This window comes from Azorhizobium oxalatiphilum (assembly GCF_014635325.1).
GTDB lineage: Bacteria > Pseudomonadota > Alphaproteobacteria > Rhizobiales > Xanthobacteraceae > Azorhizobium > Azorhizobium oxalatiphilum.
The window spans coordinates 317,550-343,022 of sequence record NZ_BMCT01000006.1; the positions used below are offsets into that span (position 1 = coordinate 317,550).

26 protein-coding genes are annotated in these 25,473 nt (G+C 67.6%); 15 read left to right on the forward strand and 11 right to left on the reverse strand.

Annotated elements, in window-relative coordinates; all coding sequences use genetic code 11:
* Positions 1–5: 5 nt before the first annotated feature.
* A complete protein-coding gene (locus tag IEW24_RS20145) occupies positions 6–1,208 on the reverse strand; it encodes an MFS transporter (RefSeq protein WP_188581999.1) in 1,203 nt (400 codons plus the stop codon).
* Between the two features lie 106 nt (positions 1,209–1,314).
* Between IEW24_RS20145 and IEW24_RS20150 the strand changes: the two genes are divergently transcribed.
* Positions 1,315–2,220 (forward strand): LysR family transcriptional regulator, encoded by a 906-nt coding sequence (locus IEW24_RS20150; protein ID WP_188582001.1) that lies wholly within the window; start codon positions 1,315–1,317, stop codon positions 2,218–2,220.
* A gap of 12 nt (positions 2,221–2,232) precedes the next feature.
* Here IEW24_RS20150 and IEW24_RS20155 read toward each other — a convergent pair whose 3' ends face one another.
* The gene (locus IEW24_RS20155; protein ID WP_188582003.1) at positions 2,233–3,765 is read right to left on the reverse strand and encodes a YifB family Mg chelatase-like AAA ATPase; all 1,533 of its coding nucleotides are present in this window, start codon (positions 3,763–3,765) and stop codon (positions 2,233–2,235) included.
* A gap of 239 nt (positions 3,766–4,004) precedes the next feature.
* Between IEW24_RS20155 and IEW24_RS20160 the strand changes: the two genes are divergently transcribed.
* On the forward strand, positions 4,005–4,172 hold the full coding sequence (locus tag IEW24_RS20160; RefSeq protein WP_188582005.1) for a hypothetical protein: 168 nt from the start codon (positions 4,005–4,007) through the stop codon (positions 4,170–4,172).
* On the opposite strand, the gene IEW24_RS20165 is transcribed toward IEW24_RS20160, so the two are convergent.
* Entirely contained in the window at positions 4,163–4,504 is a 342-nt protein-coding gene (locus IEW24_RS20165) for an acyl carrier protein (protein ID WP_210324256.1), read from the reverse strand. The two genes, IEW24_RS20160 and IEW24_RS20165, sit on opposite strands and share 10 nt — an antisense overlap.
* Positions 4,505–4,620: 116 nt before the next feature.
* On the reverse strand, positions 4,621–5,463 hold the full coding sequence (locus IEW24_RS20170) for a helix-turn-helix transcriptional regulator (RefSeq protein WP_188582009.1): 843 nt from the start codon (positions 5,461–5,463) through the stop codon (positions 4,621–4,623).
* Between the two features lie 181 nt (positions 5,464–5,644).
* Here IEW24_RS20170 and IEW24_RS20175 point away from each other — a divergent pair, with 181 nt between their 5' ends.
* On the forward strand, positions 5,645–6,433 hold the full coding sequence (locus tag IEW24_RS20175) for a class I SAM-dependent methyltransferase (protein ID WP_188582011.1): 789 nt from the start codon (positions 5,645–5,647) through the stop codon (positions 6,431–6,433).
* Positions 6,434–6,467: 34 nt separating this feature from the next.
* Here IEW24_RS20175 and IEW24_RS20180 read toward each other — a convergent pair whose 3' ends face one another.
* Positions 6,468–6,779, reverse strand: a complete 312-nt coding sequence (locus IEW24_RS20180) for a polyhydroxyalkanoic acid system family protein (protein ID WP_188582013.1) — start codon at positions 6,777–6,779, stop codon at positions 6,468–6,470.
* A gap of 35 nt (positions 6,780–6,814) precedes the next feature.
* Positions 6,815–7,759: a glutathione synthase gene (gene gshB, locus IEW24_RS20185; RefSeq protein WP_188582015.1), complete on the reverse strand. Its 945-nt coding sequence runs from the start codon at positions 7,757–7,759 to the stop codon at positions 6,815–6,817.
* Positions 7,760–8,024: 265 nt separating this feature from the next.
* Here gshB and IEW24_RS20190 point away from each other — a divergent pair, with 265 nt between their 5' ends.
* Positions 8,025–8,339, forward strand: a complete 315-nt coding sequence (locus tag IEW24_RS20190) for a hypothetical protein (protein WP_188582017.1) — start codon at positions 8,025–8,027, stop codon at positions 8,337–8,339.
* 15 nt (positions 8,340–8,354) lie between these two features.
* Here IEW24_RS20190 and IEW24_RS20195 read toward each other — a convergent pair whose 3' ends face one another.
* The 3 genes from IEW24_RS20195 to IEW24_RS20205 form a co-directional block, all read right to left on the reverse strand.
* A complete protein-coding gene (locus tag IEW24_RS20195) occupies positions 8,355–8,669 on the reverse strand; it encodes a hypothetical protein (protein WP_188582019.1) in 315 nt (104 codons plus the stop codon).
* Between the two features lie 66 nt (positions 8,670–8,735).
* On the reverse strand, positions 8,736–11,357 hold the full coding sequence (locus IEW24_RS20200; RefSeq protein WP_188582020.1) for a ligase-associated DNA damage response DEXH box helicase: 2,622 nt from the start codon (positions 11,355–11,357) through the stop codon (positions 8,736–8,738).
* Positions 11,358–11,442: 85 nt separating this feature from the next.
* On the reverse strand, positions 11,443–12,075 hold the full coding sequence (locus IEW24_RS20205; protein WP_188582023.1) for a hypothetical protein: 633 nt from the start codon (positions 12,073–12,075) through the stop codon (positions 11,443–11,445).
* 342 nt (positions 12,076–12,417) lie between these two features.
* Between IEW24_RS20205 and olsB the strand changes: the two genes are divergently transcribed.
* Together olsB and IEW24_RS20215 are read left to right on the forward strand one after the other, a co-directional pair.
* Positions 12,418–13,533 (forward strand): l-ornithine N(alpha)-acyltransferase, encoded by a 1,116-nt coding sequence (gene olsB / locus IEW24_RS20210; protein WP_188582024.1) that lies wholly within the window; start codon positions 12,418–12,420, stop codon positions 13,531–13,533.
* Between the two features lie 167 nt (positions 13,534–13,700).
* A complete protein-coding gene (locus tag IEW24_RS20215; RefSeq protein ID WP_188582026.1) occupies positions 13,701–14,039 on the forward strand; it encodes a hypothetical protein in 339 nt (112 codons plus the stop codon).
* 119 nt (positions 14,040–14,158) lie between these two features.
* On the opposite strand, the gene katG is transcribed toward IEW24_RS20215, so the two are convergent.
* Positions 14,159–16,336, reverse strand: coding sequence for a catalase/peroxidase HPI (gene katG, locus IEW24_RS20220; protein WP_188582029.1), 2,178 nt, complete (start codon positions 16,334–16,336; stop codon positions 14,159–14,161).
* A 128-nt stretch (positions 16,337–16,464) separates the two neighbouring features.
* Between katG and IEW24_RS20225 the strand changes: the two genes are divergently transcribed.
* Positions 16,465–17,391, forward strand: coding sequence for a LysR substrate-binding domain-containing protein (locus tag IEW24_RS20225; protein ID WP_188582031.1), 927 nt, complete (start codon positions 16,465–16,467; stop codon positions 17,389–17,391).
* Between the two features lie 82 nt (positions 17,392–17,473).
* A complete protein-coding gene (locus IEW24_RS20230) occupies positions 17,474–18,835 on the forward strand; it encodes an RsmB/NOP family class I SAM-dependent RNA methyltransferase (RefSeq protein ID WP_188582033.1) in 1,362 nt (453 codons plus the stop codon).
* Positions 18,836–18,943: 108 nt separating this feature from the next.
* On the opposite strand, the gene galE is transcribed toward IEW24_RS20230, so the two are convergent.
* Positions 18,944–19,930: a UDP-glucose 4-epimerase GalE gene (gene galE / locus IEW24_RS20235; RefSeq protein ID WP_188582036.1), complete on the reverse strand. Its 987-nt coding sequence runs from the start codon at positions 19,928–19,930 to the stop codon at positions 18,944–18,946.
* A 185-nt stretch (positions 19,931–20,115) separates the two neighbouring features.
* Here galE and galU point away from each other — a divergent pair, with 185 nt between their 5' ends.
* From galU to IEW24_RS20270, 7 genes are all read left to right on the forward strand, one after another.
* The gene (gene galU, locus IEW24_RS20240; protein WP_188582038.1) at positions 20,116–21,003 is read left to right on the forward strand and encodes a UTP--glucose-1-phosphate uridylyltransferase GalU; all 888 of its coding nucleotides are present in this window, start codon (positions 20,116–20,118) and stop codon (positions 21,001–21,003) included.
* A 119-nt stretch (positions 21,004–21,122) separates the two neighbouring features.
* Positions 21,123–21,728: a class I SAM-dependent methyltransferase gene (locus tag IEW24_RS20245; RefSeq protein WP_188582040.1), complete on the forward strand. Its 606-nt coding sequence runs from the start codon at positions 21,123–21,125 to the stop codon at positions 21,726–21,728.
* A 91-nt stretch (positions 21,729–21,819) separates the two neighbouring features.
* Positions 21,820–22,401: a histidine phosphatase family protein gene (locus tag IEW24_RS20250; RefSeq protein ID WP_188582041.1), complete on the forward strand. Its 582-nt coding sequence runs from the start codon at positions 21,820–21,822 to the stop codon at positions 22,399–22,401.
* Positions 22,398–23,117: an orotidine-5'-phosphate decarboxylase gene (gene pyrF / locus IEW24_RS20255; RefSeq protein ID WP_188582043.1), complete on the forward strand. Its 720-nt coding sequence runs from the start codon at positions 22,398–22,400 to the stop codon at positions 23,115–23,117. Before IEW24_RS20250 ends, pyrF begins: the two co-directional genes overlap by 4 nt.
* A gap of 32 nt (positions 23,118–23,149) precedes the next feature.
* Complete coding sequence (locus IEW24_RS29115) at positions 23,150–23,794, forward strand: DUF1330 domain-containing protein (protein ID WP_373870101.1); 645 nt, start codon at positions 23,150–23,152, stop codon at positions 23,792–23,794.
* A 53-nt stretch (positions 23,795–23,847) separates the two neighbouring features.
* Entirely contained in the window at positions 23,848–24,660 is an 813-nt protein-coding gene (gene dapB / locus IEW24_RS20265; protein ID WP_188582045.1) for a 4-hydroxy-tetrahydrodipicolinate reductase, read from the forward strand.
* 121 nt (positions 24,661–24,781) lie between these two features.
* Positions 24,782–25,402 carry a 2,3-bisphosphoglycerate-dependent phosphoglycerate mutase gene (locus IEW24_RS20270; protein ID WP_188582047.1) on the forward strand — a complete coding sequence of 207 codons (621 nt, stop codon included), beginning with the start codon at positions 24,782–24,784 and terminating at the stop codon, positions 25,400–25,402.
* The last annotated feature ends 71 nt before the right edge of the window (positions 25,403–25,473 follow it).

The following is a 25,473-nucleotide window of genomic DNA, read 5'->3' on the forward strand; positions in this document are numbered from 1 at the left end:
CCACCTCAATGCCGGGCAGCCCGGCCGGAGCGCGCCATCAGCGCCGCCGCCAGTATGGCGAGGACCGCCACGGCCGCCGCCAGATAGCCGATGCTGCCGATGCCGAGCCCGGTGATGGCGGCCCCGCCCAGCATGGCGCCAAGGCCGATGCCGGCATTGGCCATGGAGACGTTGAGGGTTCCGGCCAGCGCGCGGGCATGGCTGGCGGCCTGTATCACCCGTACCTGACAAATGGGATAGAGGGCGGTGTTCGCCAGTCCCCACACCAGCAGCGCCGCGATCAGTCCGGCCCGGCTGTCGGCTAGCGGGACGATGGCGGCCATGCCCACCGCCAGCACCGCCACGGCGAGCAGGGTGGCGCGCAGCGGATCGCGCCCCGCCATGTGCCCGCCCAGCCAGTTGCCCCCGAGGCCGACCACGCCGAAGCCCATCAGCCACCATCCGACCGCGCCGGGCGGGATGTTGGCCACCCGCTCAAGAAGATCGGCCAGATAGGTATAGGCGGTGAACATGGCGGTGAAGACCAGCACCGACAGCCCGAGATGGGCGAGGAAGCGTGGCGACCGCATGATCTGCAACTGCGTGCCCAGATGCAGACGCGCCGGCCGGGCGACGGCGGGCATGACCACTGCCAACAGGCCAGCGGCGATGGCGGACAAGGCGGCGAGCCCCCAGAAGGTGCCGCGCCAGCCGAAGCCGTCGCCGGCCAGCGTGCCGAGCGGAATGCCGAACACCATGGCGCCGGCAATGCCCATATAGACGTTGGAGACGGCCTTGGCGGCATGGGCCGGCCCGGCGATCTCGCCGGCGGTTTCGCTGGCCGTGCCCCAGAAGACGGGCAGGGCCATGGCCGGCACGAACCGCGCGAGGCCGAGGATCCAGACATTGGGCGCGAGGGCCGCCAGCGCATTGGACGCCGCGAAGATCAGCAGCAGGACGATGAACAGGCGCTTGCGATCGAGATGCGAGACGAGGCCGGTGAGCAGCGGGCCGAACAGCATCACGGTGAAGGCGAACAGCGTCACCAGCCAGCCGGCGGCCGCCACCGAGATGCCGAGATCCCGCGCGAGGCCCGGCAGCAGGCCGACGATGATGAATTCGGTGGTGACGATGAGGAAGGCCGAAAGGGCCAGCAGCCAGATGGCCAGCGCGTCCTGGCTTGTTCCGGCCGCTTCGGCCCGGTGCTGCTGATCGGTCGATGCACGCATACTCGCCTCCACGCTGAAGGCGCCTCTCTAGCATTGACCATCCGGATCGAAGCACGGCATTAATTCGCAGGATTATTGACCTTTGATCAAAGGTGCGGCCGGACTCATGCTGCCGTCTGAGCGTCTGAAGGGGATCGAGGCCTTCGTGGCCGCCGCGGATCTGGGCAGCTTCACCGCGGCGGGGCGGCGGCTGAACCTGACGGTGTCAGCGATCAGCAAGAGCGTCGGTCGACTGGAAGCCCGGCTCTCCTGCCGGCTGTTCGAGCGCACCACCCGTGCCCTGAAGCTGACCGATGCGGGCGTCGCCTTCTACGGCACCTGCGTGCGCGTGCTGGGAGATCTGGCCGATGCCGAAGCGGTGCTGGCCTCCCACGGCACCGCGCCCGCCGGGCGGATCCGGCTCGATGTCCCCGTGGCCTTCGGCCGCCTCCGGGTGATGCCGCTGCTGCTGGCGCTGGCCGAGCGCTATCCGGCGCTACAGCCGCAGGTGTCCTTCACCGACCGCTTCATCGACATCATGGAGGAGGGGGTGGATGTGGCGGTGCGGATCAGCGCCACCAGGACATGGGCCGAAGGGCTGGCGCGCCGCTATATGGGCACGGAGACCGTGATCTTCTGCGCCGCGCCGGCCTATCTCGCGCGCCACGGCACGCCGGCGGTGGCCGACGATCTCCTGCGGCTGGACGCCATTCTCTATGCCCGTGCCGATGGCGGCGTGTCGCCCTGGCGGTTCGCTGGGCCGGGCGGCGGCGAGCTGAAGTCCGGGCCGGCACGCATGGTGCTCGGCAGCGCCGAGGCCCAGATCGGCGCGGTGAAGGCCGGCTTCGGTGTGGCGCAACTCGCCACATGGCTGATCGCCGATGAACTGGCGAGCGGCGCGCTGGTCCAGATTCTGCCGGATCAGGCGACGGACGGCCTGCCGCTGCATCTGGTGTGGCCGAAATCCCGCCAGCTCAGCCCCAAGGCGGATGCGGTGATCGGCTTCCTTGGTGAGCAGTTGCGCATCGACTAGAGCCGGATCGGCTCAGGCCGCCGCGCGCGGCTTGTCGGCCAGCGCGCGATAGGCGAGCGCCTCGGCCAGATGGGCGCGACCCAGCGTCTCGGCGCCCGACAGGTCCGCCAGCGTGCGCGCCACCTTCAGCACCCGGTGATAGCCGCGCGCCGACAGCCGCATGGCCTCCGCCGCCTCGCGCAGCAGTGCCTGTCCGGTGGCGTCGGGGCGGGCCACCAGATCCAGCAGCGGGCCGGTGGCTTCCGCATTGGTGGCGATGTCCGGCCGGTCCAGCGCCGCATAGCGCGCCCGCTGCAGGTCGCGGGCGGCGGCGACGCGGGCGGCTACCTCCGCGGAGCCCTCCTGCGGCGGCGGCAGCACCAGATCGGCGGCGGTGACGGCGGGCACTTCCAGATGGATGTCGATGCGGTCGAGGAAGGGGCCGGACAGGCGTGCCTGATATTCATCCGCACAGCGCGGCCCGCGCTTGCAGACGAAGCCGGCCTCTCCCGCCCGTCCGCACTTGCACGGGTTCATGGCGGCCACCAGCTGGAAGCGCGCCGGATAGGTGACGCGGGCATTGGCGCGGGAAATGGCCACCTCGCCGATCTCCAGCGGCTGGCGCAGGCTGTCCAGCACCTGGGATGAGAATTCCGGTAGCTCGTCCAGAAACAGCACGCCCAGATGCGCCAGCGACACCTCGCCCGGCCGGGCCTTCAGCCCGCCTCCCACCATGGCGGCCATGGAGGCGGAATGATGCGGGGCGCGGAACGGGCGGCGGTCCACCAGCGCCCCGTCCTCGATGGCCCCGGCCACGGAAGCGATCATGGAGACGGCCAGCATCTCGGCTGGCACCAGCGGCGGTAGGATGGAGGGCAGCCGCTGGGCCAGCATGGACTTTCCCGAGCCGGGCGGGCCCACATAGAGCAGATTGTGCCCGCCGGCGGCAGCCACCTCCAGCGCCCGCTTGGCTGTTTCCTGCCCCTTTACGTCGCGCAGGTCCGGCCCTCCCGCGCGTGCACCCTTCAGGCGCGGATCGGGGCGGGCAAGCACCTGCCGGCCAGTGACATGGTTGGCCAGCTGGATCAGCGAGACGGGGGCGAGGATGGCCATGTCCGGGCTGGCCCAGGCGGCCTCCGCGCCGCAGGCTGCGGGGCAGATGAGGCCATGGCCGCGCGCATTGGCGCCGATGGCGGCGGGTAGCACGCCCGCCACGGCCGCGATGGAGCCGTCCAGCCCCAACTCGCCGACCACGGTGAAGCTGTCCAGCGCATCGGCGGGAATGGCGCCGATGGCGGCCATGAGGCCCAGCGCGATGGGCAGATCGTAATGGGAGCCTTCCTTGGGCAGGTCGGCGGGGGCGAGATTGACGGTGATGCGCCGCGCCGGCAGCGCGAGGCCGGAGGCGATGAGGGCGGCGCGCACCCGTTCCTTGGCCTCGGTGACGGCTTTGTCCGGCAGGCCGACGATGGTGAAGGCGGGCAGGCCGGGGGCCACATGCACCTGCACGTCCACGGGGCGCGCATTCACGCCTTCGAACGCCACCGTCGCCACCCGCTGGATCACGCCTGCCGCCCTCCGGGGGCCAGAAAAGAAGGCCGTCTAGCTATATCTCAAGCTATTCAAGCCAAGGACTATAGAAGGATGAAGGACAACAGAAACAATGCCTCCAAGCCTAGTAGAGCTGGCGTCACGGCACAAGAACAGGGTGGCAGCGGGCATTGATGCAGCGCTTATGGCCGGGCGCGAGTTTGGGATCGCGCGTTTATGCGGGTTCGGGTGAGCTGTGCGCAGGAGGTGACACCATGTCTTACCAAGCCCCCGCCACGCTCGCGGCAAGCCTGTTCTGCCGTATGGCCCGCGCGCCCATGGATGGTCCTGCACTGCGGTGGGGTCTCAGGATCGCGGCCGTGGTGCCGCTGGCGATGGGCGTGCTCGCGCTGGCTGTGCTGGTGGTGCCGCTTCAGCCCTGACCGGCGCCTGGGTTCATGGCCATGGCCTCGGCGGCGAAGCTATCGGCCAGAAAGGGCGGCTGCTTGTAGAAGCCGGCCAGCCAGCTCGCGAGCAGGCAGAGCTCTTCCAGCCGCACCAGCTCGTTGAGCGCGCCTTCGGGGAAGCGGATCTTGAACGCCTCGCTGAGGGCGTCCATCACCTGTTCCAACTGCTCCGCCTGCAGGCCGAGATCCTCTTCAATGGCGGCGTTACGGGTGAGCTGGTCTTCCGGAATCCCGTAGTCGTCGCGGATCAGTTTCACGATCCAGCGGAACATGTTCATCCAGTTCTTAACGTCTTCCGCGCCGCGCATGAGAGCCCCCGCGCCGATCTGAAACCGGCGCATGATTCCGTGCCTTAGCGGCGCCTATCATGCGAGGCTTGGGTTTGGCTTGCATTGCGGTAAATGCACTCAGGCCGATAATACCGTTAAATCCGGGGTGTTAGCACCACCAGCCGGGCCCGCCCGCCGGGCAGGGGCGCAAGGGTCAGCTGATCGAAGCGCAGCACGGCACCGTCCGCATCGAGGAAGGTGCGCAGGCCCCCCTCCCGCCCCAGCACGGCTTGTCCGTCCCAGAGCCGGGCGAACAGGGGCGAAGTGTCGCGCAGCTCCGCCACCAGCGCGGCCAGTGCGGGCTCGCTCATGTGCCGGGAGGTGTCGGCGCGGAATTCCGCCAGCACCCGGCGCGCCCGCGCCTCATGATCGGGGATGAGTGCCGGGGCCGCCTGGGTGGCGAAGATGAAGCGCAGCAGGTTCGGTCGGCCCGTGTCCGGGGCGATGTCCAGCCAGCCCCTGAAGAGAGCGCTGGCCGGGGCGTTCCAGCCGATGGCATCCCAGCCGCCGTCCAGCAGATAGGCCGGGAAGGGCACGGCCTCGATGAGGCGAAGCAGCGGGTTTAGCGTCTCTGGCGCGGCGGCGGCGGGCGGGTCGGGGTCTTCCTTTCCCGCAAGGTCGAACAGATAGGCGCGCTCGGCCGGAGAGAGGCCGAAGGCGCGCGCCAGCCGACCCACCGCCGGGGCCGAGAGAGACACCTCGCGCGCCTGCTCGATCCAGCTCAGCCATGTGGCTGACAGGCCAGCAAGCTGCGCCAGTTCCTCGCGCCTGAGGCCCGGCGTGCGGCGGCGGCGCAGATCGGTAAAGCCGTGGCTTGCCGGCTCCATGGCCTCGCGCCGGGCACGCACGAACGCTGCCAGCATGCGGCGGCGGCCGGCTTCGGCGCGACTGGTGTCCGTGCGGGTGGTTCCCTTGGAAGAAGCGGGAGGGGCGATCATGGTGGTCAATATACCAGGATAAGATTGCCTCTGGCACCCTGTTAAGAGCCGCTCCAAGCTTGCACCTGTCCGGCCGGTTCACCACCGCCGCGACCGCACGCCGCTTGCCGGTGACGTCGGTCGCGCGGATGATGCCGGTGCCGGCCGCCGCCAGACCGTTCCCCAGATAAGGATGCTTCCCATGTCGAGTGCCGCCGCCCAGCCGTCCGCCCCCCGTCACGAGGGGCTGGTGTCCGCCCGCTTCAGCCCGCAGGCGCAGGCCTATGTGGCCAGCGAAGTGCATGCGAAGGGTGCGGATCTCGCGGCGCTGGCGGAGCGGCTCGCTGGGGCGAAGGTGGGGCGCATGCTCGATCTGGGCTGCGGCGGCGGCCATGTCGCCTTCACCGCCGCCCCGCATGTGGGGCATGTGGTGGCCTATGACCTGTCCACCTCCATGCTGCAGGCAGTTGGAGACGAGGCGCGCAAGCGCAGCCTCGACAACATTTCCACCGAACAGGGCGTGGCCGAGGACCTGCCCTTTGATGACAACAGCTTCGATCTGGTGGTCTCGCGCTACAGCGCCCACCACTGGAGCGATGTCGGCGCGGGCCTGCGGCAGGCACGCCGAGTGGTGAAGGACGCTGGTACGGTGATCTTCATGGATGTGGTGGCCCCGCCGCAGCCGCTGCTCGACACCTTCATGCAGAGCATCGAGATCCTGCGCGACACCTCCCATGTGCGGGACTATTCGGTGCCGGAATGGGCGGTGGCGGCGGAGAAGGCCGGGCTCGTGCTCACCGAGGTGGTGACGCGGCGCCTGCGGCTGGAATTCTCTTCCTGGATCGCCCGCATGAAGACGCCGGAGGTGATGTCCGCCGCCATCCGCGCCTTGCAGGACGGCGCCTCGGCGCCGGTGCGGGCCTATTTCGAGATCGAGCCCGACGGCACCTTCACGGTGGACACGGCGAGCATGGTCTTCAAGCCGGTGTGAAAGTGATTGGGGCCGGCGCTGCCGGCCCCGGTCCCTACTTCTTTTCCAGCAGCAGGGTGCCCTGCTTCTGCACCACGTCGCGGATCTTGCCGGCGGCGAGCGAGAGGAAGCCGGGCAATTCGAGGGTCAGGTGCACCTGATCCTCGGCCACGTCCATCTGTCCCGGTACCTCGAAGCCCATGGCGGCGACGCGGAAGTCCACATGGGCGTCGGTCCAGGTCTCTTCCCTGATCTCGACCTTGTCGCCGTACTTCTCGCGCAGATGGGCCGCGCCCTCCTGGATGCGGCGCACCGCCTCATCGCGGCCGAGCTTGTGGGGAACGGAACAGGTGAACGGGGCGGCCATGGGTGTCCTTTTTTCCTAACAGTCACGCAGTACCCTCAGGCGCCGCGCTTTTCCTCGATGCGGTCCCAGATCTGGGCCGCGATGTCCGGCCCGCCGAGGCGCTTGATGGCGCGCAGGCCCGTGGGCGAGGTGACATTGATCTCGGTGAGATTGCCGTCGATCACATCGATGCCCACGAAGATCAGGCCCATCCTGCGCAGCGACGGCCCGATGCGGGCGCAGATCTCCTGCTCGCGGTCGGTGAGGTCGGTGGGCTTCGCCGCCCCGCCGCGCACCATGTTGGAGCGCAGGTCGCCCTCGCTCGGCACGCGGTTCACCGCGCCCGCCGCCTCGCCATCCACCAGGATGATGCGCTTGTCGCCATGCTTCACCTCGGGGAGGAAGCGCTGGATCACCCAGGGCTCGCGGAAGGTGGCGGAGAACAGGTCGTAGAGCGAGCCGAAGTTGAGGTCGCCGTCCGCCAGACGGAACACAGCGGCGCCGCCGTTGCCGTACAGCGGCTTCATCACCACGTCCTTGTACTCGGCCCGGAACGCCTTGATCTCATCGAGATCGCGGGTGATCAGGGTCGGCGGCATGAGGTCGGGAAATTCGGTGACGAAGATCTTTTCCGGCGCGTTGCGCACATGGGCCGGGTCATTCACCACCAGTGTCTTGGGGTGGACGCGCTCCAGCAGGTGCGTCGTCGTGACATAGGCCATGTCGAACGGCGGATCCTGGCGGAGCAGCACCACGTCCTGCTCGGTCAGCGGGATGCGCCGCTTCTCACCCAGGGTGAAATGCTTGCCGGCCTCGTCGGCCACGGTGAGATCCTCCACCGTGGCGAACACGGTGCCGTCGCGCATGGCGAGGCGCTCGGGGGTGTAGTGGACGAGGCTGTGCCCGCGCCGCTGGGCTTCCAGCAGCAATGCAAACGTGGAATCGCCCGCGATGTTGATGTGGGCGATATGGTCCATCTGGACCGCGACCTTGAGGCTCATGGGAAGCTCCGGCGAGTGCCCGGAAAGGCGTGTCCCGCCCTATCTAGACCTCCCGTCGCTGCACCGCCAGAGCCGGGAGCGATGTTTGCGCACGCAGCCTTCGGACGCAGTGCACCGCGCCCGCCTGCGTGAGAGCCTCCCGCTCAAGCGCTCCCTGCGCGGGGGGCGGTTCATGGGGCGACGCTCACTCGGCGGCAGGGTTGACCCCGCCCCTGCGCCTGTCCTACCCCCGCCCCTCCCTGCGTTCCGGGGAAGGAGTTTTGTCGTGTTTCTCGTCTCTTGGTCGGGCGTCGGCTTCCTGTCGCCAGCTTTTCTTATTGGCGGCATGCTCGCCAGCATCCCGCTGCTGCGCAGCCTGCTCACGTCCGCCTACGGCCTTCAGGCGGCGGTCTATCTGGGCAACGGCTTTGGCCTGATGCAGGGCGCGCTGGCCAATCTCATCGTCTTCACGCTGATCAGCCGCTTCACGCGGGCCGGGCACAGCTTTCTGGCCTTCGGTCCGCGCGCATGGTCGCTCATCGGCCTCGTAGGCGGTCTCGCCATGGCTGCCTATGGCTGGAGCCTGAGCGTTCCGGGTTGAGCGGGGCACAACGGCTCAACTGCCGTTGCGCTTCTTCACCTTGCGGATGGCCTTCAATTGCAGGCGCAGCGCGGCGAGGGCGTCCCGCTCCTTTTCGGAGAGGTCGCTCTTGTCCATGTGCTTCATGATGACCTCGAGCGCATCGCCCATGCGCCCGAGTTGCCGGCCGTAGCTGCCGACCTCATCGAGGATGGCCTCCTCGGCCTGCGGATTTCCCGACTGGCCGAGATTGACGCTGATCCCGGTGAAACTGGCGTTCTCGAAGAAGCGCCATGGATTGATCGCCTGCCACAACTGCTCCGGCGCCATCCCCCTGAACACCCGTGCCATCTGCTCCCCCTCCCCCATGTGCGAAGGGGAAATGCTGCGTGAGAGAGGGACAGGTTGCAAGGCCAGTCAGTGCAACGTCTTCGTGGGCGGCTCCCCCATCGCCTCGCGCACCAGCTCATCCTCGGCCTCGGCGAGCAGCGCGTCGTTGCTCTCGGGGCCGCCCACGCTCTCGCGGCCGATCTCCAGCAGGACGGGCACCGAGAGCGGCGACACCCGCTCCAGCGGCTGGTGCACCACGTGGCCCTTGATGCGCATGAGCATGTCGGAGAGGCGGCGCACATCGAGCAGGCCGGTGGCCGCATCCGCGCGGGCGGCGCGCAGCAGGACGTGGCCGGGCTCGTGCCGGCGCAGCACGTCATAGACGAGGTCCGTGGACATGGTGACCTGACGGCCCGTCTTCTCCTTGCCCGGAAACCGCCGCTCGATCAGCCCGGCGATCACCGCGCAATAGCGGAACGTGCGCTTCATCAGTGCGCTTTCGGCCAGCCACGCCTCCAGATCGTCGCCCAGCATGTCGGCGTCGAACAGGTCGGCGAGGGACAGCCGCCCATCCTTGATCGCCGCCTGCATGTCGCCGGCGCCGTAGATGGCAAGGGCATAATCGTTCGCCACGAAGCCCAGCGGCATCAGCCGGGCGCGCTCGAGGCGGCGGGTCAACAGCATGCCGAGAGTCTGATGCGCGAGGCGGCCCTCAAAGCTGTAGGCGACAAGATAGTGCCGCCCGGCACGCTCGAATGTCTCCACCAGCAGCTCCTTGCGGCCCGGCAGGCGGGAGCGCTTCTTCTGCAGTTCCAGCCATTCGCGCACCTGCTCCGGCAGGCTGGCCCAGCGCGACGGCGTCGCCAGCAGCGCCCGCACGCCGGCGGCGAGGAAGGTTGAGAGCGGAAATTTTCCGCCCGCATAGGAGGGCACGCGCGGCTCGGTTGCGCTGGAACGGGAGACATAGACCTCGTCCTCCGCCATGGTCTCGTAGCGCAGGATCTCGCCGGCGAAGACGAAGGTGTCGCCGGGCACCAGTTGCTCGACGAAATATTCCTCCACTTCGCCCAGCACCCGCCCGCCCCAGCGCGGCCGCCCTGCGGGGCCGTTCTTGGCGGCGCCGCGCGCTGAGACGAGGCGCACCCGCAGCATGGTGGCCTCGACGATGGTGCCCACATTCATGCGGTAGGTCTGGGCCACCTGCGGGTTCGTCACCCGCCACAGCCCGTCCTTGGTCTGGCGGATCTTGGCGAAGCGCTCATAGGCGCGCAGCGCGTAGCCGCCGGTGGCGACGAAATCCAGCACCGCGTCGAAATCGTCCCGGCTGAGCGCACGATAAGGCGCGGCGCTCGCCACCTCGGTGTAAAGCGCGTCCGCCGAAAAGGGCGCGGCGCAGGCGCTGCCGAGGATATGCTGGGCGAGCACGTCCAGCGCCCCCTCGCGCTCCGGGGGGGTGTCCTGCGCGCCCGCGGCTACCGCCTCCAGCGCCGCCCGGCATTCCAGCACCTCGAAGCGGTTGGCGGGGACCAGCACGGCGTGGGAGCTTTCGTCCAGCCGGTGGTTGGCGCGGCCGATGCGCTGCATGAGGCGGGAGGAGCCCTTGGGCGCGCCCACATTGATCACCTGATCTACATCTCCCCAGTCGATGCCCAGATCCAGCGAGGACGTGCAGACCACGCCCTTGAGACGCCCGGCCGCCATGGCCGCTTCTACCTTGCGCCGTTGCTCAACATCCAGCGAGCCATGGTGGAGGGCGATGGGCAGGTTGTCGTCATTGATGCGCCACAGCTCCTGAAACAGCATCTCCGCCTGCCAGCGGGTGTTGACGAAAACCAGACTCGTGCGGTGGGACGAGATGAGGGCGTAGATGTCCTTCAGCGCATGCAAGGCGGTGTGGCTGGCCCATGGCATGCGGGCCTTGCTCTCCAGCATGGAGAGGTCCGGAGCCGCACCGCCGCTGGCGATCACCAGATCAGCAAGGGTTTCCTTCTTGGGTAGATCCGTTCCCTGTCGCACCAGATAGCGCCGCAGGTCGTCGGGCTCGGCCACGGTGGCGGAAAGGCCCACCGTCTGGAGACCGGGCGCGATGGTCCGCAGCCGGGCCAGCGCCAGCGAGAGCAGATCGCCGCGCTTGGAGGTGACGAGGGCGTGCAACTCGTCCAGCACCACCCGCTTCAGCCCATTGAACAGGAATTCGGCGTCCTTCGAGGCCAGCAGCAGTGCGATCTGCTCCGGCGTGGTGAGCAATATGTCCGGCGGGTCGCGGCGCTGGCGCTGGCGGCGGGAGGCGGAGGTGTCGCCGGTGCGTGTCTCGATACGGATGGGCAGGCCCATCTCGGAGACCGGCGCCTCCAGATTGCGGGCGATGTCCACCGCAAGTGCCTTCAGCGGCGAGATATAGAGCGTGTGCAACGGCGAGATGCGTGGCGGCGGCGTACGGCCGACGTTCCCTTCCTCGGCCTTCTTGGCCTTCGCTTTGGCCTTGCGGGCTTCCGGGCTGCGGGCCTCGGAGAGCTCCACCAGCGTGGGTAGGAAGCCGGCCAGCGTCTTGCCGGCGCCGGTGGGGGCGATGAGCAGGGTCGAGCGCCCGGCGCGCGCGGACGCGAGAAGGTCCAGCTGGTGCTTGCGCGGCAACCAGCCCCGCGCCGCGAACCAGCGCTGGAAAAGTTCGGGAAGGGCGCCGCCGCGCCGCTGCTTCAGGGTCGACACACGCCGAAGATAGGCATGCCCCGCGTCTTTCGCGAGCGGGGCCTTGAGCAGGATGCTCCCGCCCGGAGGCGGGAGCGAACTGCCGTCAGATGGCGTTGATGGCGAGCGCTTCCAGATAGGTGATCTGGCAGAGGTCGCCGAGCTGCACCTGCGCCATGTTGTTCAGTACCTGCTGGTCCACCGCCTTGATGGTGCGCACCTGTCCGTCCGGTCCCTCGAAGCTGATGGAGCCGTTGGACTTGTCGATGTTCACCAGAATGGTGGTGATGGTGACGCGGCGCACGCCGAACCCCTGCGGCCAGCCGGGCAGGCCGTCTTCCACCGCAACTTCGCCCACCACTTCGCCGGGCTTGCCCTGACGAGCCTTGCCGAGCGCGGTGACGACGCCGGGCACCAGGCGAATCAGCAGCTGCTGGTTGTTGCGCACCCCGTTAATGTCGCCCGCGATCAGCGGCACGCGCACCGCCCAGCGCTTGCCGGACGCACCTTCCAGCACCAGCCGGCGGGTCTTCGGGTCCATGGAGACCACGCGCGCCTTGTAGGTGAGCACCGTCACCGGGCCGACGCCGGGCACCAGCACGGTGGATGCCATGGCGGTGGGCATGTTCTGCGCCAACGCGGGGGCGGCGATGAGCGCCGCGCCGAAGGTCGCGCCGAGCGCAAGGGCGCGGCGGCGGGACAGCCGGAGGGTGAGGGCGGGGGTGGACGTTTCAGGCATGGAACGATCCTCGTGCGATCCGGCGGCCTGAGGACGCGCGGCACCGGACCCGTCTGTCCGCCCGCCATCCCCCCGCGGGAATGGCACTCACCTACCATGTCGGATTCGCCCGCCGCAACCGCGCCGGGTGGTTGCGGGGCTGCGCAAGCCATTGTCACAATGGCTTCTGAAAACTATGGTGAAGGTGTCATTCACGATCGCATCAGGTTCGGCTCCGGCGGCGATAAGCTGCTGAAATCACGGCAGGTGCGGGGTTCGGACGGTCGGCGCGAAGGCGGCGGCGGGATGGACGGCCAAGGCCCGGCGGCGGGCCGGACGAGAATGGCGGGAAGGGGCGATGCGATGAAGCGCGGCATTCCGGGTGAGACCCCATTCAGTCTCCCGGCCCTCTTCGGCAAAGGCATGGACGTGGCCAAGGGAGGCTTCGCCAAGCTGCCGGCCGCGTTTTCGGCCGGCCCTTTCGCCAGCGACATGAAGGGTGAGGCCGCGAACCTCAATACCCCCAATCTCACGCCTCCCAAGCTCGATGCGCACAAGCCCATCTTCTTTCCGGCAAGCCTGCCGGCGGCCTCGCAGAAGCTGGTGACGGATTTCCGTGCCATCAGCGGCATCCGCCATCGCGAGGCGCTGCCGGTCAGCGAGGAGCCAGTGGTGCTCGGCCGCATCGGCGCGCTGGAGGTGCGGCTCGCCCGCACGGCGCGCGATGTCCGCCGCGCGCAGCGCCTGCGCTACAAGGTCTTCTATGAGGAGATGTCGGCCATCGCCGATACGCCCTCGCGCCTCGCCCGCCGCGATTTCGATGCCTTTGATGCGGTGTGCGAGCATATCCTCGTGCTGGACCATGATGCCGGCAAGATGGTGCTCGGGCGCAGGAAGCCCAAGGTGGTTGGCACCTATCGCCTGCTCCGGCAGGAGGTGGCCAACCGCCACGGCGGCTTCTATTCGCAAAGCGAGTTCGACGTGAACGGGCTGGTGGATCGCCACCCGACCCTGAAGTTCCTGGAGCTGGGCCGCTCCTGCGTGCTGAAGCCCTATCGCAACAAGCGCACGGTGGAACTGCTGTGGCACGGCATCTGGACCTATGTGCTGCGCAACCGCATCGACGCCATGCTGGGCTGCGCCAGCCTTGAGGGTACGGACCCGGACAAGCTGGCGCTGCCCTTGTCCTTCCTGCACCACAATGCGCTGGCTCCCGAGGCGTGGCGCACCCGCGCCTTGCCGAGCCGCTATGTGGAAATGAACCGCATGGCGAAAGAGGACATCAACCCCAAGGCGGCGTTGCTCTCCCTGCCGCCGCTGGTGAAGGGCTATCTGCGCCTTGGCGGCTATGTGGGCGAGGGCGCAGTGACCGACCATCAGTTCGGCACCACGGACGTGCTGGTGATCCTGCCCGTCTCGGTGATCTCGCCGCGCTACGTGGAGCACTTCGGTCCGAGCGCGAACCGCCACGCAATATGAGCGTGGCGTCCCCATCGCGACCTTAGCTGCATCGGCTGTTATGGCTGCGCGGTGCGGCGGATCGCTGCCCGCAGATGCTGCCCCGCACGGGTTTGCCCGTCGAGCGCGCTCATGACACCTGCACGGTTTCTGACGCTATAGGGATCTTCTTCGCCTCATGATTGCGAATGAGGTGTATTTTTACCGCCATAAATAGAGGCGAGGAAAAAGGCTTTCATTTGCGTCGGTGGCGGCGAGCAATTTTCTTTGAACATTTGCGAGGGCTGGGGCAGTACTGCCGCGAAACGCCGGTATTGGAACGGATGAAGCAGGCCGAATATCTCCGCGATGAGCTGCAGCGCCTGCGCCAGATCGCGTCAAACGAAGATCTGAAGACGCTTGCTTATCTGCTGGAGGTGGCGGAGCGCGAGGCCAATGTCGTCTTCCGCATGAAGAGGCAATTGGCGTTGGCTCTGCAGGCGCGGCAGGTGGCACGTCGGCCAGGGGCGGAAGTGCAGGAGGGCTGATCCTGCGCCGGCACAAGGCAGGTGGCCGTTGATCAGGCGTGCAACAATTGTTGCCGTATCCTTCGTAAATACAAAAGCCCTCGCCGCCGGAAGCCCGACGGCGAGGGTACTCAGTTCGATCAGGCCAGATCGAAGCGGTCGAGGTTCATCACCTTGGTCCAGGCGGCCACGAAGTCGGTCACGAACTTCTTCTTGGCGTCGGACGAGGCATAGACCTCCGCCAGGGCGCGCAGGATGGAGTTCGAGCCGAACACCAGATCCACGCGACTACCGGTCCACTTCAGCTCGCCCGAGGTGCGGTCGCGACCCTCATAGACGTCGGTGACGTCCGGGGCGGCCTTCCACTGGGTGCGCATGTCCAGCAGGTTGACGAACACCTCGTTGGTCAGCGCGCCGGGGGTGGCGGTGAGAACGCCCGCGTCGGAGTTGCCAACGTTGATGTTGATGGCGCGCAGGCCACCCACCAGCACGGTCAGTTCGGGCGCGGTCAGGGTGAGGAGCTGCGCCTTGTCGATCAGCGCCACCTCGCCCGGAACCTTCACGCCGGACTTGCGGTAGTTGCGGAAGCCGTCCGAGGTCGGCTCCAGCCACTGCATGGCGTCCACGTCCGTCTCGGCCTGCGAGGCGTCGGTGCGACCCGGGGAGAAGGGCACGGAAACGTCCTGACCGCCGGCCTTGGCGGCCTGTTCCACGCCCACATTGCCCGCCAGCACGATCAGGTCGGCCAGCGAGATCTTCTTGCCGCCGGTGGCGTTCAGGTTGAACTCGCCCTGGATACGGGTGAGCGCCTTCAGCACCTTGTCGAGCTGCTCGGGCTGGTTGACTTCCCAGTCCTTCTGCGGGGCGAGGCGGATGCGCGCGCCATTGGCGCCGCCGCGCTTGTCACCGCCACGGAAGGTGGAGGCGGAGGCCCAGGCGGTGCCCACCAGCTCGGAGACCGTGAGGCCCGAGGCCAGCACGGCCGCCTTGAGGGCGGCGATGTCGGCTTCGTCCACCAGCGGGTGATCGACCGCCGGCACCGGATCCTGCCACAGCAGCACTTCCTTCGGCACTTCCGGGCCGAGGTAGCGCGTACGGGGACCGAGATCGCGATGGGTCAGCTTGAACCAGGCGCGGGCAAAGGCTTCGGCGAAGGCCTGCGGGTTCTCCAGGAAGCGGCGGGAGATCTTCTCGTAGATCGGATCGAAGCGCAGCGACAGGTCCGTCGTCAGCATGGTGGGCTTGTGCTTCTTCGACGTGTCGTGCGCATCCGGGATCACGTCCGGAGCGTCCTTCGCCTCCCACTGGATGGCGCCGGCCGGGCTGCGCGTCTGCACCCATTCAAACTTGAACAGGTTCTCGAAGAAGTGGTTGCTCCATTGGGCCGGGGTCTGGGTCCAGGTCACTTCCAGGCCGGAGCCGATGGCATCCCCGCCGAAGCCCGAGCCGTAGCTCGACGCCCAGCCGAGGCCCTGCGCCTCAAGGGCGGCGGCTTCCGGATCCGCGCCCTTGTGGGATTCGGCGGCCGCGCCGTGGGTCTTGCCGAAGGTGTGGCCGCCGCCGATGAGCGCGACGGTCTCTTCGTCATTCATGGCCATGCGGCCGAAGGTCTCGCGGATGAAGCGGGCCGCGGAGAGCGGATCGCCGTCGCGATTCGGGCCTTCGGGGTTCACATAGATGAGGCCCATCTCGGTGGCGGAGAGCGGGGCGTCGAACTTGTCGAGCGCGCGATGCTCCAGCCATGTGGCCTCCGAGCCCCAGACAACGTCCTGATCGGGCTCCCAGGTGTCCTCACGGCCGCCGGCGAAGCCGAAGGTGCGGAAGCCCATGGTCTCGAGGGCCACGTTGCCGGTGAGGATGAGCAGGTCGGCCCAGGAGATCTGCTGACCGTACTTCTGCTTGATCGGCCACAGCAGGCGGCGCGACTTGTCGATGTTGACGTTGTCCGGCCAGCTGTTGAGCGGGGCGAAACGCTGCTGCCCGCGACCGCCGCCGCCACGGCCGTCGGCCAGGCGATAGGTGCCGGCGCTGTGCCAGGACATGCGCACGAACTGCGGTCCGTAATGGCCGAAGTCGGCCGGCCACCAGTCCTGCGAATCGGTCATCAGCTTGCGCAGGTCGTTCTTGAGGGCCTGATAATCAAGCGCCTTGAACGCCTCGCGGTAGTTGAACCCACCGTCCAGCGGATCGGACTTGGCGGAGTGCTGGTTGAGGAGGTCCACACGCAGCTGGTTCGGCCACCAGTCGCGATTCTGGGTGCCCCCGCTGCCATGGGCCACCGGGCATTTGCCCGTGGGCGCGTCAGTTGTCGCGTTCATGCTTCCCTCCATAAGGGCGGGGCGGATCGAGACACTCGAACCGCTCCCGCGCTCTGCTGAGGGCGTCTTACCAAACCTCTTTCATTAGATTAATTCCGATTTACTGATCGGCGTGATAAGCTGAGATTATGAAGAATCTGACTTTGCGCCAATTGCGTTATTTTGAGGCGCTTGCCCGGCACGGCCATTTCCGTCATGCCGCCGAGGCCTGCGGCATTTCCCAGCCCGCTCTGTCCATGCAGATCAAGGAGTTGGAGCAGGAGGTGGGGACGAAATTGTTCGAGCGCAGCGCCCGGCAGGTGCGGCTCACCAGTTTCGGAGAGGAGTTCGCGCCCCGCATCCGCGATATTTTACGCTCCCTCGACGAACTGGGGGATCTGGCGCGGGCCTCACAGGATCGGCTGATGGGGCGGCTTCGCATCGGCGTCATACCCACGGTGGCGCCCTATCTGCTGCCGACCCTGATCGCCAGCCTGAGCGAGCATGAGGGGCTCGACATCCATGTGCGGGAGACGCAGACACCCCGCCTCCTGCAGGAGCTGGAGGATGGCCGGCTGGACACAGCGGTGGTCGCCCTGCCGGTTTCCGAGCCGGCGCTGATCGAGGTGCCGCTGTTCACGGAGAACTTCGTTCTGGTCCGCCCCGGCGCCGATGCGGACAAGCCGATCCCTGATCCGGAGGAACTGCGCGAGATGCGGCTGCTGCTGCTGGAAGAGGGGCACTGCTTTCGCGATCAGGCGCTGTCCTTCTGCGAGGTGGACACGCGGGTGACGCCCAAGCGCGATTTTCTGGAGGCCAGCTCCCTGTCCACGCTGGTGCAGATGGTGGATGCCGGCATCGGTATCACGCTGATCCCTGAGATGGCGGTGACGGTAGAGACGCGCTCGGCCTCCGTGTCCGTGGCGCGCTTCGGCAATCCGCAGCCCTCGCGCACCATCGGCATGGTCTGGCGCAAGACCAGCCCGCTGACCAAGCAACTGATCCAGATTTCCGATGTGGTCCGCCGTGCCACCGTCGGCCTTAACGCGGCCGGCCCTGCGTCGGCTGGGGGCTAGCCCTGACGAGGCCGCCATTGGCGCGGCGTGTCCCTTTCGCCTATGGTGCCGCCCCGTTTCCAGCCTGATTGATCGTCTGTCCGTGACCCCAGCCGCCCGCCTGCAAACCACTCTCGAACTGCTGCACGACGTCGATCGTGTGGCGCGTCCCGTCGATGCCGTCGTCTCGGCCTTCTTCCGGGCCCGCCGCTATATCGAGGAGGCCGATCGCGGCCGCATTCTCGATCTCATAACCGCGCTGTTGCGCCATCACGCCCGCCTTGGCTGGTGGCTGGCCAAGCACGGGCGGGAGGACACCCCGCGCAACCGCCTTCTGGCCTGGCTGGCGCTGGACGGCACCCGGACCCGCGACCAGATCCAGAACCTGTTCAGCGGCAAGCAGTTCGCGCCTGCCCCTTTGAGGGATCACGAGCGCGGTCTGCTCGGCAAATTGCAGGGTTGCACCATCGAGCACCCCGCCATGCCGGACGAGGTGCGGTTCGAATGCCCCGAATGGGCGCTCGAGCCCCTGAAGAGGCGGTTCGGTGCCGCGCTCCCGCGCGAGATGGCGGCGATGCTCACCGACGCGCCGCTCGACCTGCGCGTCAATCCCATCAAGGCCACGCGCGACGGCGCGCTGGCAGCGCTGAAGGCGCTTGGCCTGCCCGCCGAAGCCTCGCGCATGGCGCCTTACGGCATCCGCGTGCATCAGCGCTTCTCCTTGTCCCGTTTCGCTATGCTGAAGAGCGGCGAGGTGGAGATTCAGGACGAGGGCTCGCAGCTGGTGGCGCGGGTGGTGGATGCGCGACCGGGCGAGCGGGTGGTGGATTTCTGCGCCGGGGCCGGCGGCAAGACGCTGGCGATCGCCGCGCAGATGGCCAACAAGGGCCATGTGATCGCCTGCGACGTCATGGAAAGCCGCCTGAAGCGCGGTGCCGAGCGTTTTCGCCGGGCGGGCCTGCACAATATCGAGACCCGGCACCTCGCCAGCGAGACCGACAAGTGGGTGAAGCGCCACAAGGGCTCCTATGACCGCGTGCTGGTGGATGCGCCGTGCAGCGGCACCGGCACGTGGCGGCGCAATCCGGATGCGCGCTGGCGCACCCTTGGGCCGGGCCTGAGCAATCTGCTGCCGTTGCAGGCCGGCATTCTCGCCAGCGCGGCGCGGCTGGTGAAGCCGGCCGGACGGCTGGTCTATGCCACCTGTTCGCTGCTGGCCGAGGAAAATGAAGAGCAGGTGGCGGCGTTTCTGGCGGCGCATCCGGCATTCCGGGTGGTGCCGCTGCGGGAGGTGGCGCCGGAGCTGAACTTTTCGGCGCACCCCGATTATCTGGCGCTGACCCCCGCCCGCCACGACACCGACGGCTTCTTCGCCGCTGTCCTCCAGCGTGAGGCGGCGCAGGTGGTGGAGGAGATGGCGGAAGGTGTCTCTGCGGAGCCGATCGACCCCGGTCCCGGACAGTAATTAGGCAGCAGTGTCGTCATCCCCGGTCCAAGTGTGAGGCTCGGGAATGACGACCTGTGCTGCGGGCGGCCGTGCCTTGAACGTCGTCGGAGCCGGATTTATCCGCCTCTAGTTGCGCTTGCGGTCCAGATCGCGCTCCCAGTCGAGCGCGGTGCGCACGATGGTGGTGAGGTCGTCCAGCTTCGGCTGCCAGCCCACCGTGGCGCGGATCTTGTCCGCCTTCGCGACGATGGCCGCCGGATCGCCGGGGCGGCGCGGCGAGATCGTCACCTTGAAGTCCACCTCGGAGACCTTCTTCACGGTCTCGATGACTTCCAGTACCGAATAGCCCTGCCCGTAACCGCAGTTGAAGACGGCGCTTTCGCCGCCCTGCCGCAGGTAGTTCAGCGCGTCCAGATGCGCGGCGGTGAGGTCGCTCACATGGATGTAGTCGCGCAGGCAGGTGCCGTCCGGGGTGGGATAGTCGGTGCCATAGACCTGCATGCCCGCGCGCTTGCCCAGCGCGGTCTCGCAGGCGACCTTGATGAGATGGGTGGCGCCCGCCGTGGACTGGCCGGTGCGGCCGGCCGGATCTGCGCCCGCCACGTTGAAATAGCGTAGCGCCACATGGCGGAGCGGGAAGGCCACGGAGGTGTCCTCCAGCATCCACTCGCTCATGAGCTTGGAGCGGCCATAAGGCGAGATGGGCGAGAGCAGGGCGTCCTCGGCCACCGGATCATTGCCCACCATGCCGTACACGGCGGCGGTGGAGGAGAAGATCATGTGCGGCACGCCGGCCTTGACCACGGCCTCCAGCAGGGCGCGGGTCTTCACCGTGTTGGCGTAGTAGTAGCCGAGCGGATCGCTCACCGATTCAGGCACGACGATGCGCGCGGCGAAGTGCACCACCGCCGTGATGTCATGCTCGGCGATGATGCGGGCGACAAGCTCGCTGTCCGAAACATCGCCTTCGATGAAAGTGGCGTTGGGATGCACGGCCCAGCGGAAGCCGGTGGACAGATTGTCCAGCACCACCGCCGGTTCGCCCGCATCGATCAGGGCCAGAACCATGTGGCTGCCGATATAGCCTGCACCACCCGTAACGAGCACCGCCATGTACCGTCCTCCTTGGCTGTTGGAGGAGAAAGTGGGCTTTGTGCGGTGGCGCGTCAATGCGTTCTCCCCACTGGGAAAACGCATTTATTTTGCAACTATTTTCGAGCTTTGCCGTTGTTTTGCCGCCGGCATCAGTCCTGTGTTACGAACCCGGTGTCCACCCACGAAACGCACGGTGTTCATATATGCCCAAGCCCCTCCGTAAAGCCATTCTGCCGGTCGCCGGTCTCGGCACGCGTTTCCTGCCCGCCACCAAGGCGGTGCCGAAGGAAATGCTGACCGTCGTGGACCGGCCGGTGGTGCAGCACGTGGTCGATGAGGCCGTGGCTGCCGGCATCGAGCACATCGTGTTCGTCACCGGCCGCAATAAAGCGGTCATCGAGGACCATTTCGACCGCCAGTTCGAGCTGGAAAAGACGCTGGCCGACCGCGGCAAGACCAAGGAACTGGCCCAGCTCGACCGCGACACGCCCAAGGCCGGCACCACGTCCTTCACCCGCCAGCAGTTGCCGCTGGGCCTCGGCCATGCGGTGTGGTGCGCGCGCGACCTGATCGGCGACGAGCCCTTCGCGCTGCTGCTGCCCGACATGCTTCACCTGCCCAACGGCAACGGCAAGGGTTGCCTCACCAGCATGGTGGAGACCTACAACCGCACCGGCGGGAACGTCGTCTCGGTCTATGAGGTGCCGGACGACCAGACCCACCAGTACGGCATCGTCGGTCTCGGTAACGAAACCTCTACCGGCGCCAACGAGATCAGCAGAATGGTGGAGAAGCCGGCCTCGGGAACGGCACCCAGCAATCTGGCCATCTCCGGCCGCTACATCCTCCAGCCCACCATCTTTGACCTGCTGGCCAAGCAGGAGCAGGGCGCCGGCAACGAGATTCAGCTCACCGATTCGATGCTGCGCCTGATGGAGCGCGAGCGCTTCTTCTCGGTGCGGTTCGACGGCACGGTCTATGACTGCGGCTCGAAGATCGGCTTCCTCATGGCGAACGTCGCCTACGCCATGTCGCGCCCCGATATTGCCCCGGAATTCCGCGCCGAGCTGGGCCAGTTCCTCGAAGCGTGACATTACGGAATGTGAGAGGCGCTCCCGGCGCATGCCGCTGGGAGCGCCTTGACCCGTCTGGCGATCCCGTCTAATCGCCAAGCTGTTCCTTTGCTTGATCCGGCCGGAGCCGACCGCGCATGCTCCAATCCCAAGACCGTCGCTGCGCCCCCGCGAAGCCCCTCAAAGACGAGGTCCGCTTCCTGCAGTCATGGTTCCAGAGCCCGCTGAAGACCGGCGCCGTTTCCCCCTCGGGGCGCGCGCTGGCCCGGATGATGGCTAGTTATCTCGACCCCCGGACCGAAGGTCCGGTGATCGAGCTCGGACCGGGCACCGGCCCGGTGACCAAGGCGCTGCTGGAGCGGGGTTTTGCCCCGGAACGGCTGTTCCTGATCGAGTACAATCACGAATTCTGCAATCTGCTGCGCAAGCGCTATCCCGGCGTGACCGTCATCCAGGGTGACGCCTACGCCATGCGCGATACGCTCAATGGACGTCTGGATGCCCCCGCCGTTGGCTGCATCTCGTCCTTGCCGCTCTTCACCAAGCCGCCGCACGATCGCGACCGCATGGTGAACGAGGCGTTCGATCTGTCGGTGCCCGGAGCGCCGTTCGTGCAGTTCACCTATGCGCTGGTTTCCCCCGTGCCGCTCAAGCATGGCGAGATCAATGGCGAGCGCTCGCCGCGCGTGTGGCTGAACCTGCCGCCGGCCTGCGTCTGGGCCTATCGCCGTCCGACGGCCTGAGCACCCATCCTGTCTCCGGGCTTCCCTCCCGGAGACGCCAGAGCCGGACCTGCTCCAGCCGGACCTGCTCCAGGTTTACAGGGGCCAATCCATGACCCCCTTTCTCTATGTCAGCCATCCTCAGGTTCAGGTGGACCCGGCGGTGCCGGTGCCGGACTGGGGCCTCTCGCCGCTTGGCCGCGCTCGGGCCGGGGCGTTGGCCGGAGAGCCATGGCTGATGGTCTATGGCCGCGTCATCTCCTCCACCGAGGAGAAAGCGAAGGAGACGGCCGGTATTCTCGCCACAGCTCTGGGCTTGCCCGTCGAGGTGCGGGACGACCTGCATGAGAATGATCGCTCGGCCACGGGCTATCTGCCCGAAGCCGAGTTCCAGCAGGTGGCCGACGCCTTCTTCGCCAACCCGCACACGAGTGTGCGCGGCTGGGAGCGGGCGCAGGATGCGCAGGACCGTATCGTGGCCGGCGTGATGCTGGCTCTGGCCGAGGCACCACGAACGCCCACGCTTTTCGTCGGCCATGGGGGCGTCGGCACGTTGCTGCTGTGCCATCTGGCAGGCTATGCCATCTCCCGTGTCCATGATCAGCCGCCCGTCGGGGGCGGCTGCTGGTTCCGCCAGACCGCCACCGAAACGCCGGATCGCTGGCGTCCCCTGGAAGAGGCCCCTTCACCGTGACCGATACGCCCGCCGACATCCGCGACCGCCTGATCGTCGCCCTGGACTTCCCGAACGTCGCCGCCGCCGAGGCTCTGGTCTGGCAGTTGGGCGATGCGGTGAGCTTCTACAAGATCGGCCTTGAGCTGACGGTGGGCGGCGGGCTCGACCTCGCTGCGGACCTGATCGAGGCCGGCAAGAAGGTCTTCCTCGACCTCAAGATGCACGACATCGGCAACACGGTTGAGCGGGCCGTTGCCGCCGCTGCCGAGCGTGGCGTGTCCATCCTGACAGTTCACGCCTATCCGCAGACCATGGCCGCCGCCGCCCGTGGCGCTGCCGGCAGCAAGCTCGAAGTTCTGGGCGTCACGGTTCTGACCTCCTATGACGCGGCCGATCTTGCTGCCGCCGGTTATTCCGGCACGGTGGAGGAGACCGTGCGCCGCCGCGCGATGCAGGCGCAGGAGGCCGGCATCGCGGGGGTGATCTGCGCGCCTACCGATGCCGCCATGGTACGCGCCGCCACCAGCCCGACGTTCCAGATCGTCACCCCTGGTGTGCGCCCGGCCGGCGCGGACGTAGGCGACCAGAAGCGCATCGCCACGCCCGCCGCGGCCATGGCTGCCGGTGCCAACCGCATCGTTGTGGGTCGGCCCATCACCGCTGCGGCTGCGCCAGCCGAGGCGGCTGCGGCTATTCTTGCCGAACTGACGCAGGCGGTGGGTGAAACGGCCTGAAGCCGGACGAACAATAACGGGGAGGGAACGCCATGGCCGATGGGACAACGCCGAAGGGCTATTGGGTAGCCGCCGTCGACGTGACGGATGCCGATGCCTATACGCCCTACACCAAGGCCAACGGGCCGCCCATCGCCGCCCATGGCGGGCGCTTTATCGTGCGCGGCGCCGCGCCGACCGTGATGGAGGGGCGGGGCCGCTCCCGCAATGTGGTGGTGGAATTCCCGAGCTATGACGTGGCGCTCGCCGCCTATGGCGATCCCGGCTACCAGACCGCCATCGGCATGCGCCGGCCCTATTCCACTGCCGATCTGATCGTGCTGGAAGGCGTGCCGGCCGTGCCGGCCGTGGCGCCGCCGCCGGAGGCGGGCAAGGTGCCGGGCTATTGGATCGTCCGCGTCTCGGTGCGGGATGCCGAACGCTACAAGACCTATGCCGCCAAGGCGAGCGAGGCCCTGTCGGCATTCGGCGGCACCCCGTTGGCACGGGGCGGCCGCATCGAGATCGTCGAGGGTACGGCACGCGGCCGCAACGTGGTGGTGCGCTTTCCCGATGTGGAGACGGCGCTCGCATGCTATCGCTCACCGCTCTACCGGCAGGCGGTGGCCATCCGTCAGGAAATATCGGAAGCCGATTTTCTCATCATTCCCGGTTATGACGGGCCGCAGCCGGGCTGAGGCCCGCAGGCGATCCCACGCGCCGGGGGCGCGCGTTCTGAAGGAGTTTGCAAGTGTCCGATCTGCGGGTGGTGATCAACGGGGCCGGCGGCCGCATGGGCCAGGAACTGCTCCGTGCGGTACTGAAGGGCGACGGGCTCGCCCTCGCCGGCGCGCTGGAGCATGCCAGCAGCAGCCATCTGGGTGAGGATGCGGGCGTGCTGGCCGGCGTGAAGGCCGTGGGCATCGCGGTGGAGAGCGACGCGGCCACCCACCTCAACGGCACCGATGTGGTGGTGGACTTCTCTACGCCGGGCGCCTCCGTGCGGCTGGCGGAGCGGCTGGGCGAGACCGGCACGGCCATGGTCATCGGCACCACCGGCTTCTCGGTAGCGGAGAATGCCGCCATCGAGGCCGCCGCCCGGCGCACCGCTATCGTTAAGTCCGGCAACATGAGCCTCGGCGTCAATGTGCTGGCGGCCCTCACCCGTCGGGCGTCTGCCGCTCTCGGCATCGAATTCGACATCGAGATCATGGAAATGCACCACGCCCGCAAGGTGGACGCGCCCTCGGGCACGGCCCTGCTGCTGGGCGAGGCGGCGGCGGAAGGTCGCGGCATCCATCTGCCGGACTGGACCGCCAAGGCGCGCGACGGCGTGACCGGCGCCCGCCGGCCGGGCGACATCGGCTTTGCCAGCCTGCGCGGCGGCTCTGTCGTGGGCGAGCATGCGGTGATCTTCGCCGGCCCCTCCGAGCGTATCGAGCTGGTGCACAAGGCCGAGGATCGTCGCATCTTCGTCAATGGCGCGCTCGCTGCCGCCCGCTGGGCGGTGGGTAAGGAGCCGGGCCTCTATTCCATGGCCGACGTGCTCGGTATCGCGGACTGAAGTCAAGCTTACGTCATCTTTGAGTTTTGGCCGGCGCTCGGATAAGGGTTGCCGGCTTCCTATCCCACGGCTCCGCGCCCCGAGGGCGCGGCGCTCTTAGCGTCACGCAAGGATCACGCCCATGGATCGGCTTCTCGTCCTCGTCCGCCACGGACAGAGCGAGTGGAATCTCAAGAACCTCTTCACCGGCTGGCGCGATCCGGACCTGACCGAGCAGGGCGTCACCGAGGCCCGCCGGGCCGGTGCGCTGCTGGCCGGCGAGGGCATTTCCTTCGATCTCGCCTATACCTCGGCCCTTGGCCGCGCCCAGCGTACCTGCAAGCTGGTGCTGGAAGAGATGGGCCTGTCCGGCCTCAAGACCATTGAAGATCAGGCGCTGAACGAGCGCGATTATGGCGACCTGTCCGGCCTCAACAAGGACGATGCCCGCGCCAAGTTCGGCGAGGAGCAGGTGCATGTGTGGCGCCGTTCCTATGACGTGCCCCCTCCGGGCGGTGAGAGCCTGCGCGACACGGTGGCGCGGGTGCTGCCCTACTTCGTGCAGGAGATCCTGCCGAGCGTGCTGCGCGGCGAGAAGACGCTGGTGGCCGCCCACGGCAACTCGCTCCGTGCGCTGGTGATGGTGCTGGAGAAGCTGAGCCCGGCCGGCATCATGAAGCGCGAGCTCGCCACCGGCGCACCCATCGTCTACCGCCTTGGCCCCGATGCGACGGTGATCGAGAAGCGCGACCTGATCGTCTGAAGGTGCCCGGTCTGAAATGAGAAAAGGCGCGTCCCGCGAGGGGCGCGCCTTTTTGTTTGTCCGGAAGCGTG

Bases quoted from the DNA above. Each gene is read 5' to 3' on its own strand.
- IEW24_RS20145 (WP_188581999.1), bottom strand. From the start codon at position 1,208: ATGCGTGCATCGACCGATCAGCAGCACCGGGCCGAAGCGGCCGGAACA.
- IEW24_RS20150 (WP_188582001.1), top strand. From the start codon at position 1,315: ATGCTGCCGTCTGAGCGTCTGAAGGGGATCGAGGCCTTCGTGGCCGCC.
- IEW24_RS20160 (WP_188582005.1), top strand. From the start codon at position 4,005: ATGTCTTACCAAGCCCCCGCCACGCTCGCGGCAAGCCTGTTCTGCCGT.
- IEW24_RS20165 (WP_210324256.1), bottom strand. From the start codon at position 4,504: ATGCGCGGCGCGGAAGACGTTAAGAACTGGATGAACATGTTCCGCTGG.
- IEW24_RS20170 (WP_188582009.1), bottom strand. From the start codon at position 5,463: ATGATCGCCCCTCCCGCTTCTTCCAAGGGAACCACCCGCACGGACACC.
- IEW24_RS20175 (WP_188582011.1), top strand. From the start codon at position 5,645: ATGTCGAGTGCCGCCGCCCAGCCGTCCGCCCCCCGTCACGAGGGGCTG.
- IEW24_RS20180 (WP_188582013.1), bottom strand. From the start codon at position 6,779: ATGGCCGCCCCGTTCACCTGTTCCGTTCCCCACAAGCTCGGCCGCGAT.
- gshB (WP_188582015.1), bottom strand. From the start codon at position 7,759: ATGAGCCTCAAGGTCGCGGTCCAGATGGACCATATCGCCCACATCAAC.
- IEW24_RS20195 (WP_188582019.1), bottom strand. From the start codon at position 8,669: ATGGCACGGGTGTTCAGGGGGATGGCGCCGGAGCAGTTGTGGCAGGCG.
- IEW24_RS20205 (WP_188582023.1), bottom strand. From the start codon at position 12,075: ATGCCTGAAACGTCCACCCCCGCCCTCACCCTCCGGCTGTCCCGCCGC.
- olsB (WP_188582024.1), top strand. From the start codon at position 12,418: ATGAAGCGCGGCATTCCGGGTGAGACCCCATTCAGTCTCCCGGCCCTC.
- IEW24_RS20215 (WP_188582026.1), top strand. From the start codon at position 13,701: ATGAGGTGTATTTTTACCGCCATAAATAGAGGCGAGGAAAAAGGCTTT.
- katG (WP_188582029.1), bottom strand. From the start codon at position 16,336: ATGAACGCGACAACTGACGCGCCCACGGGCAAATGCCCGGTGGCCCAT.
- IEW24_RS20225 (WP_188582031.1), top strand. From the start codon at position 16,465: ATGAAGAATCTGACTTTGCGCCAATTGCGTTATTTTGAGGCGCTTGCC.
- galE (WP_188582036.1), bottom strand. From the start codon at position 19,930: ATGGCGGTGCTCGTTACGGGTGGTGCAGGCTATATCGGCAGCCACATG.
- galU (WP_188582038.1), top strand. From the start codon at position 20,116: ATGCCCAAGCCCCTCCGTAAAGCCATTCTGCCGGTCGCCGGTCTCGGC.
- IEW24_RS20245 (WP_188582040.1), top strand. From the start codon at position 21,123: ATGCTCCAATCCCAAGACCGTCGCTGCGCCCCCGCGAAGCCCCTCAAA.
- IEW24_RS20250 (WP_188582041.1), top strand. From the start codon at position 21,820: ATGACCCCCTTTCTCTATGTCAGCCATCCTCAGGTTCAGGTGGACCCG.
- IEW24_RS29115 (WP_373870101.1), top strand. From the start codon at position 23,150: ATGGCCGATGGGACAACGCCGAAGGGCTATTGGGTAGCCGCCGTCGAC.
- IEW24_RS20270 (WP_188582047.1), top strand. From the start codon at position 24,782: ATGGATCGGCTTCTCGTCCTCGTCCGCCACGGACAGAGCGAGTGGAAT.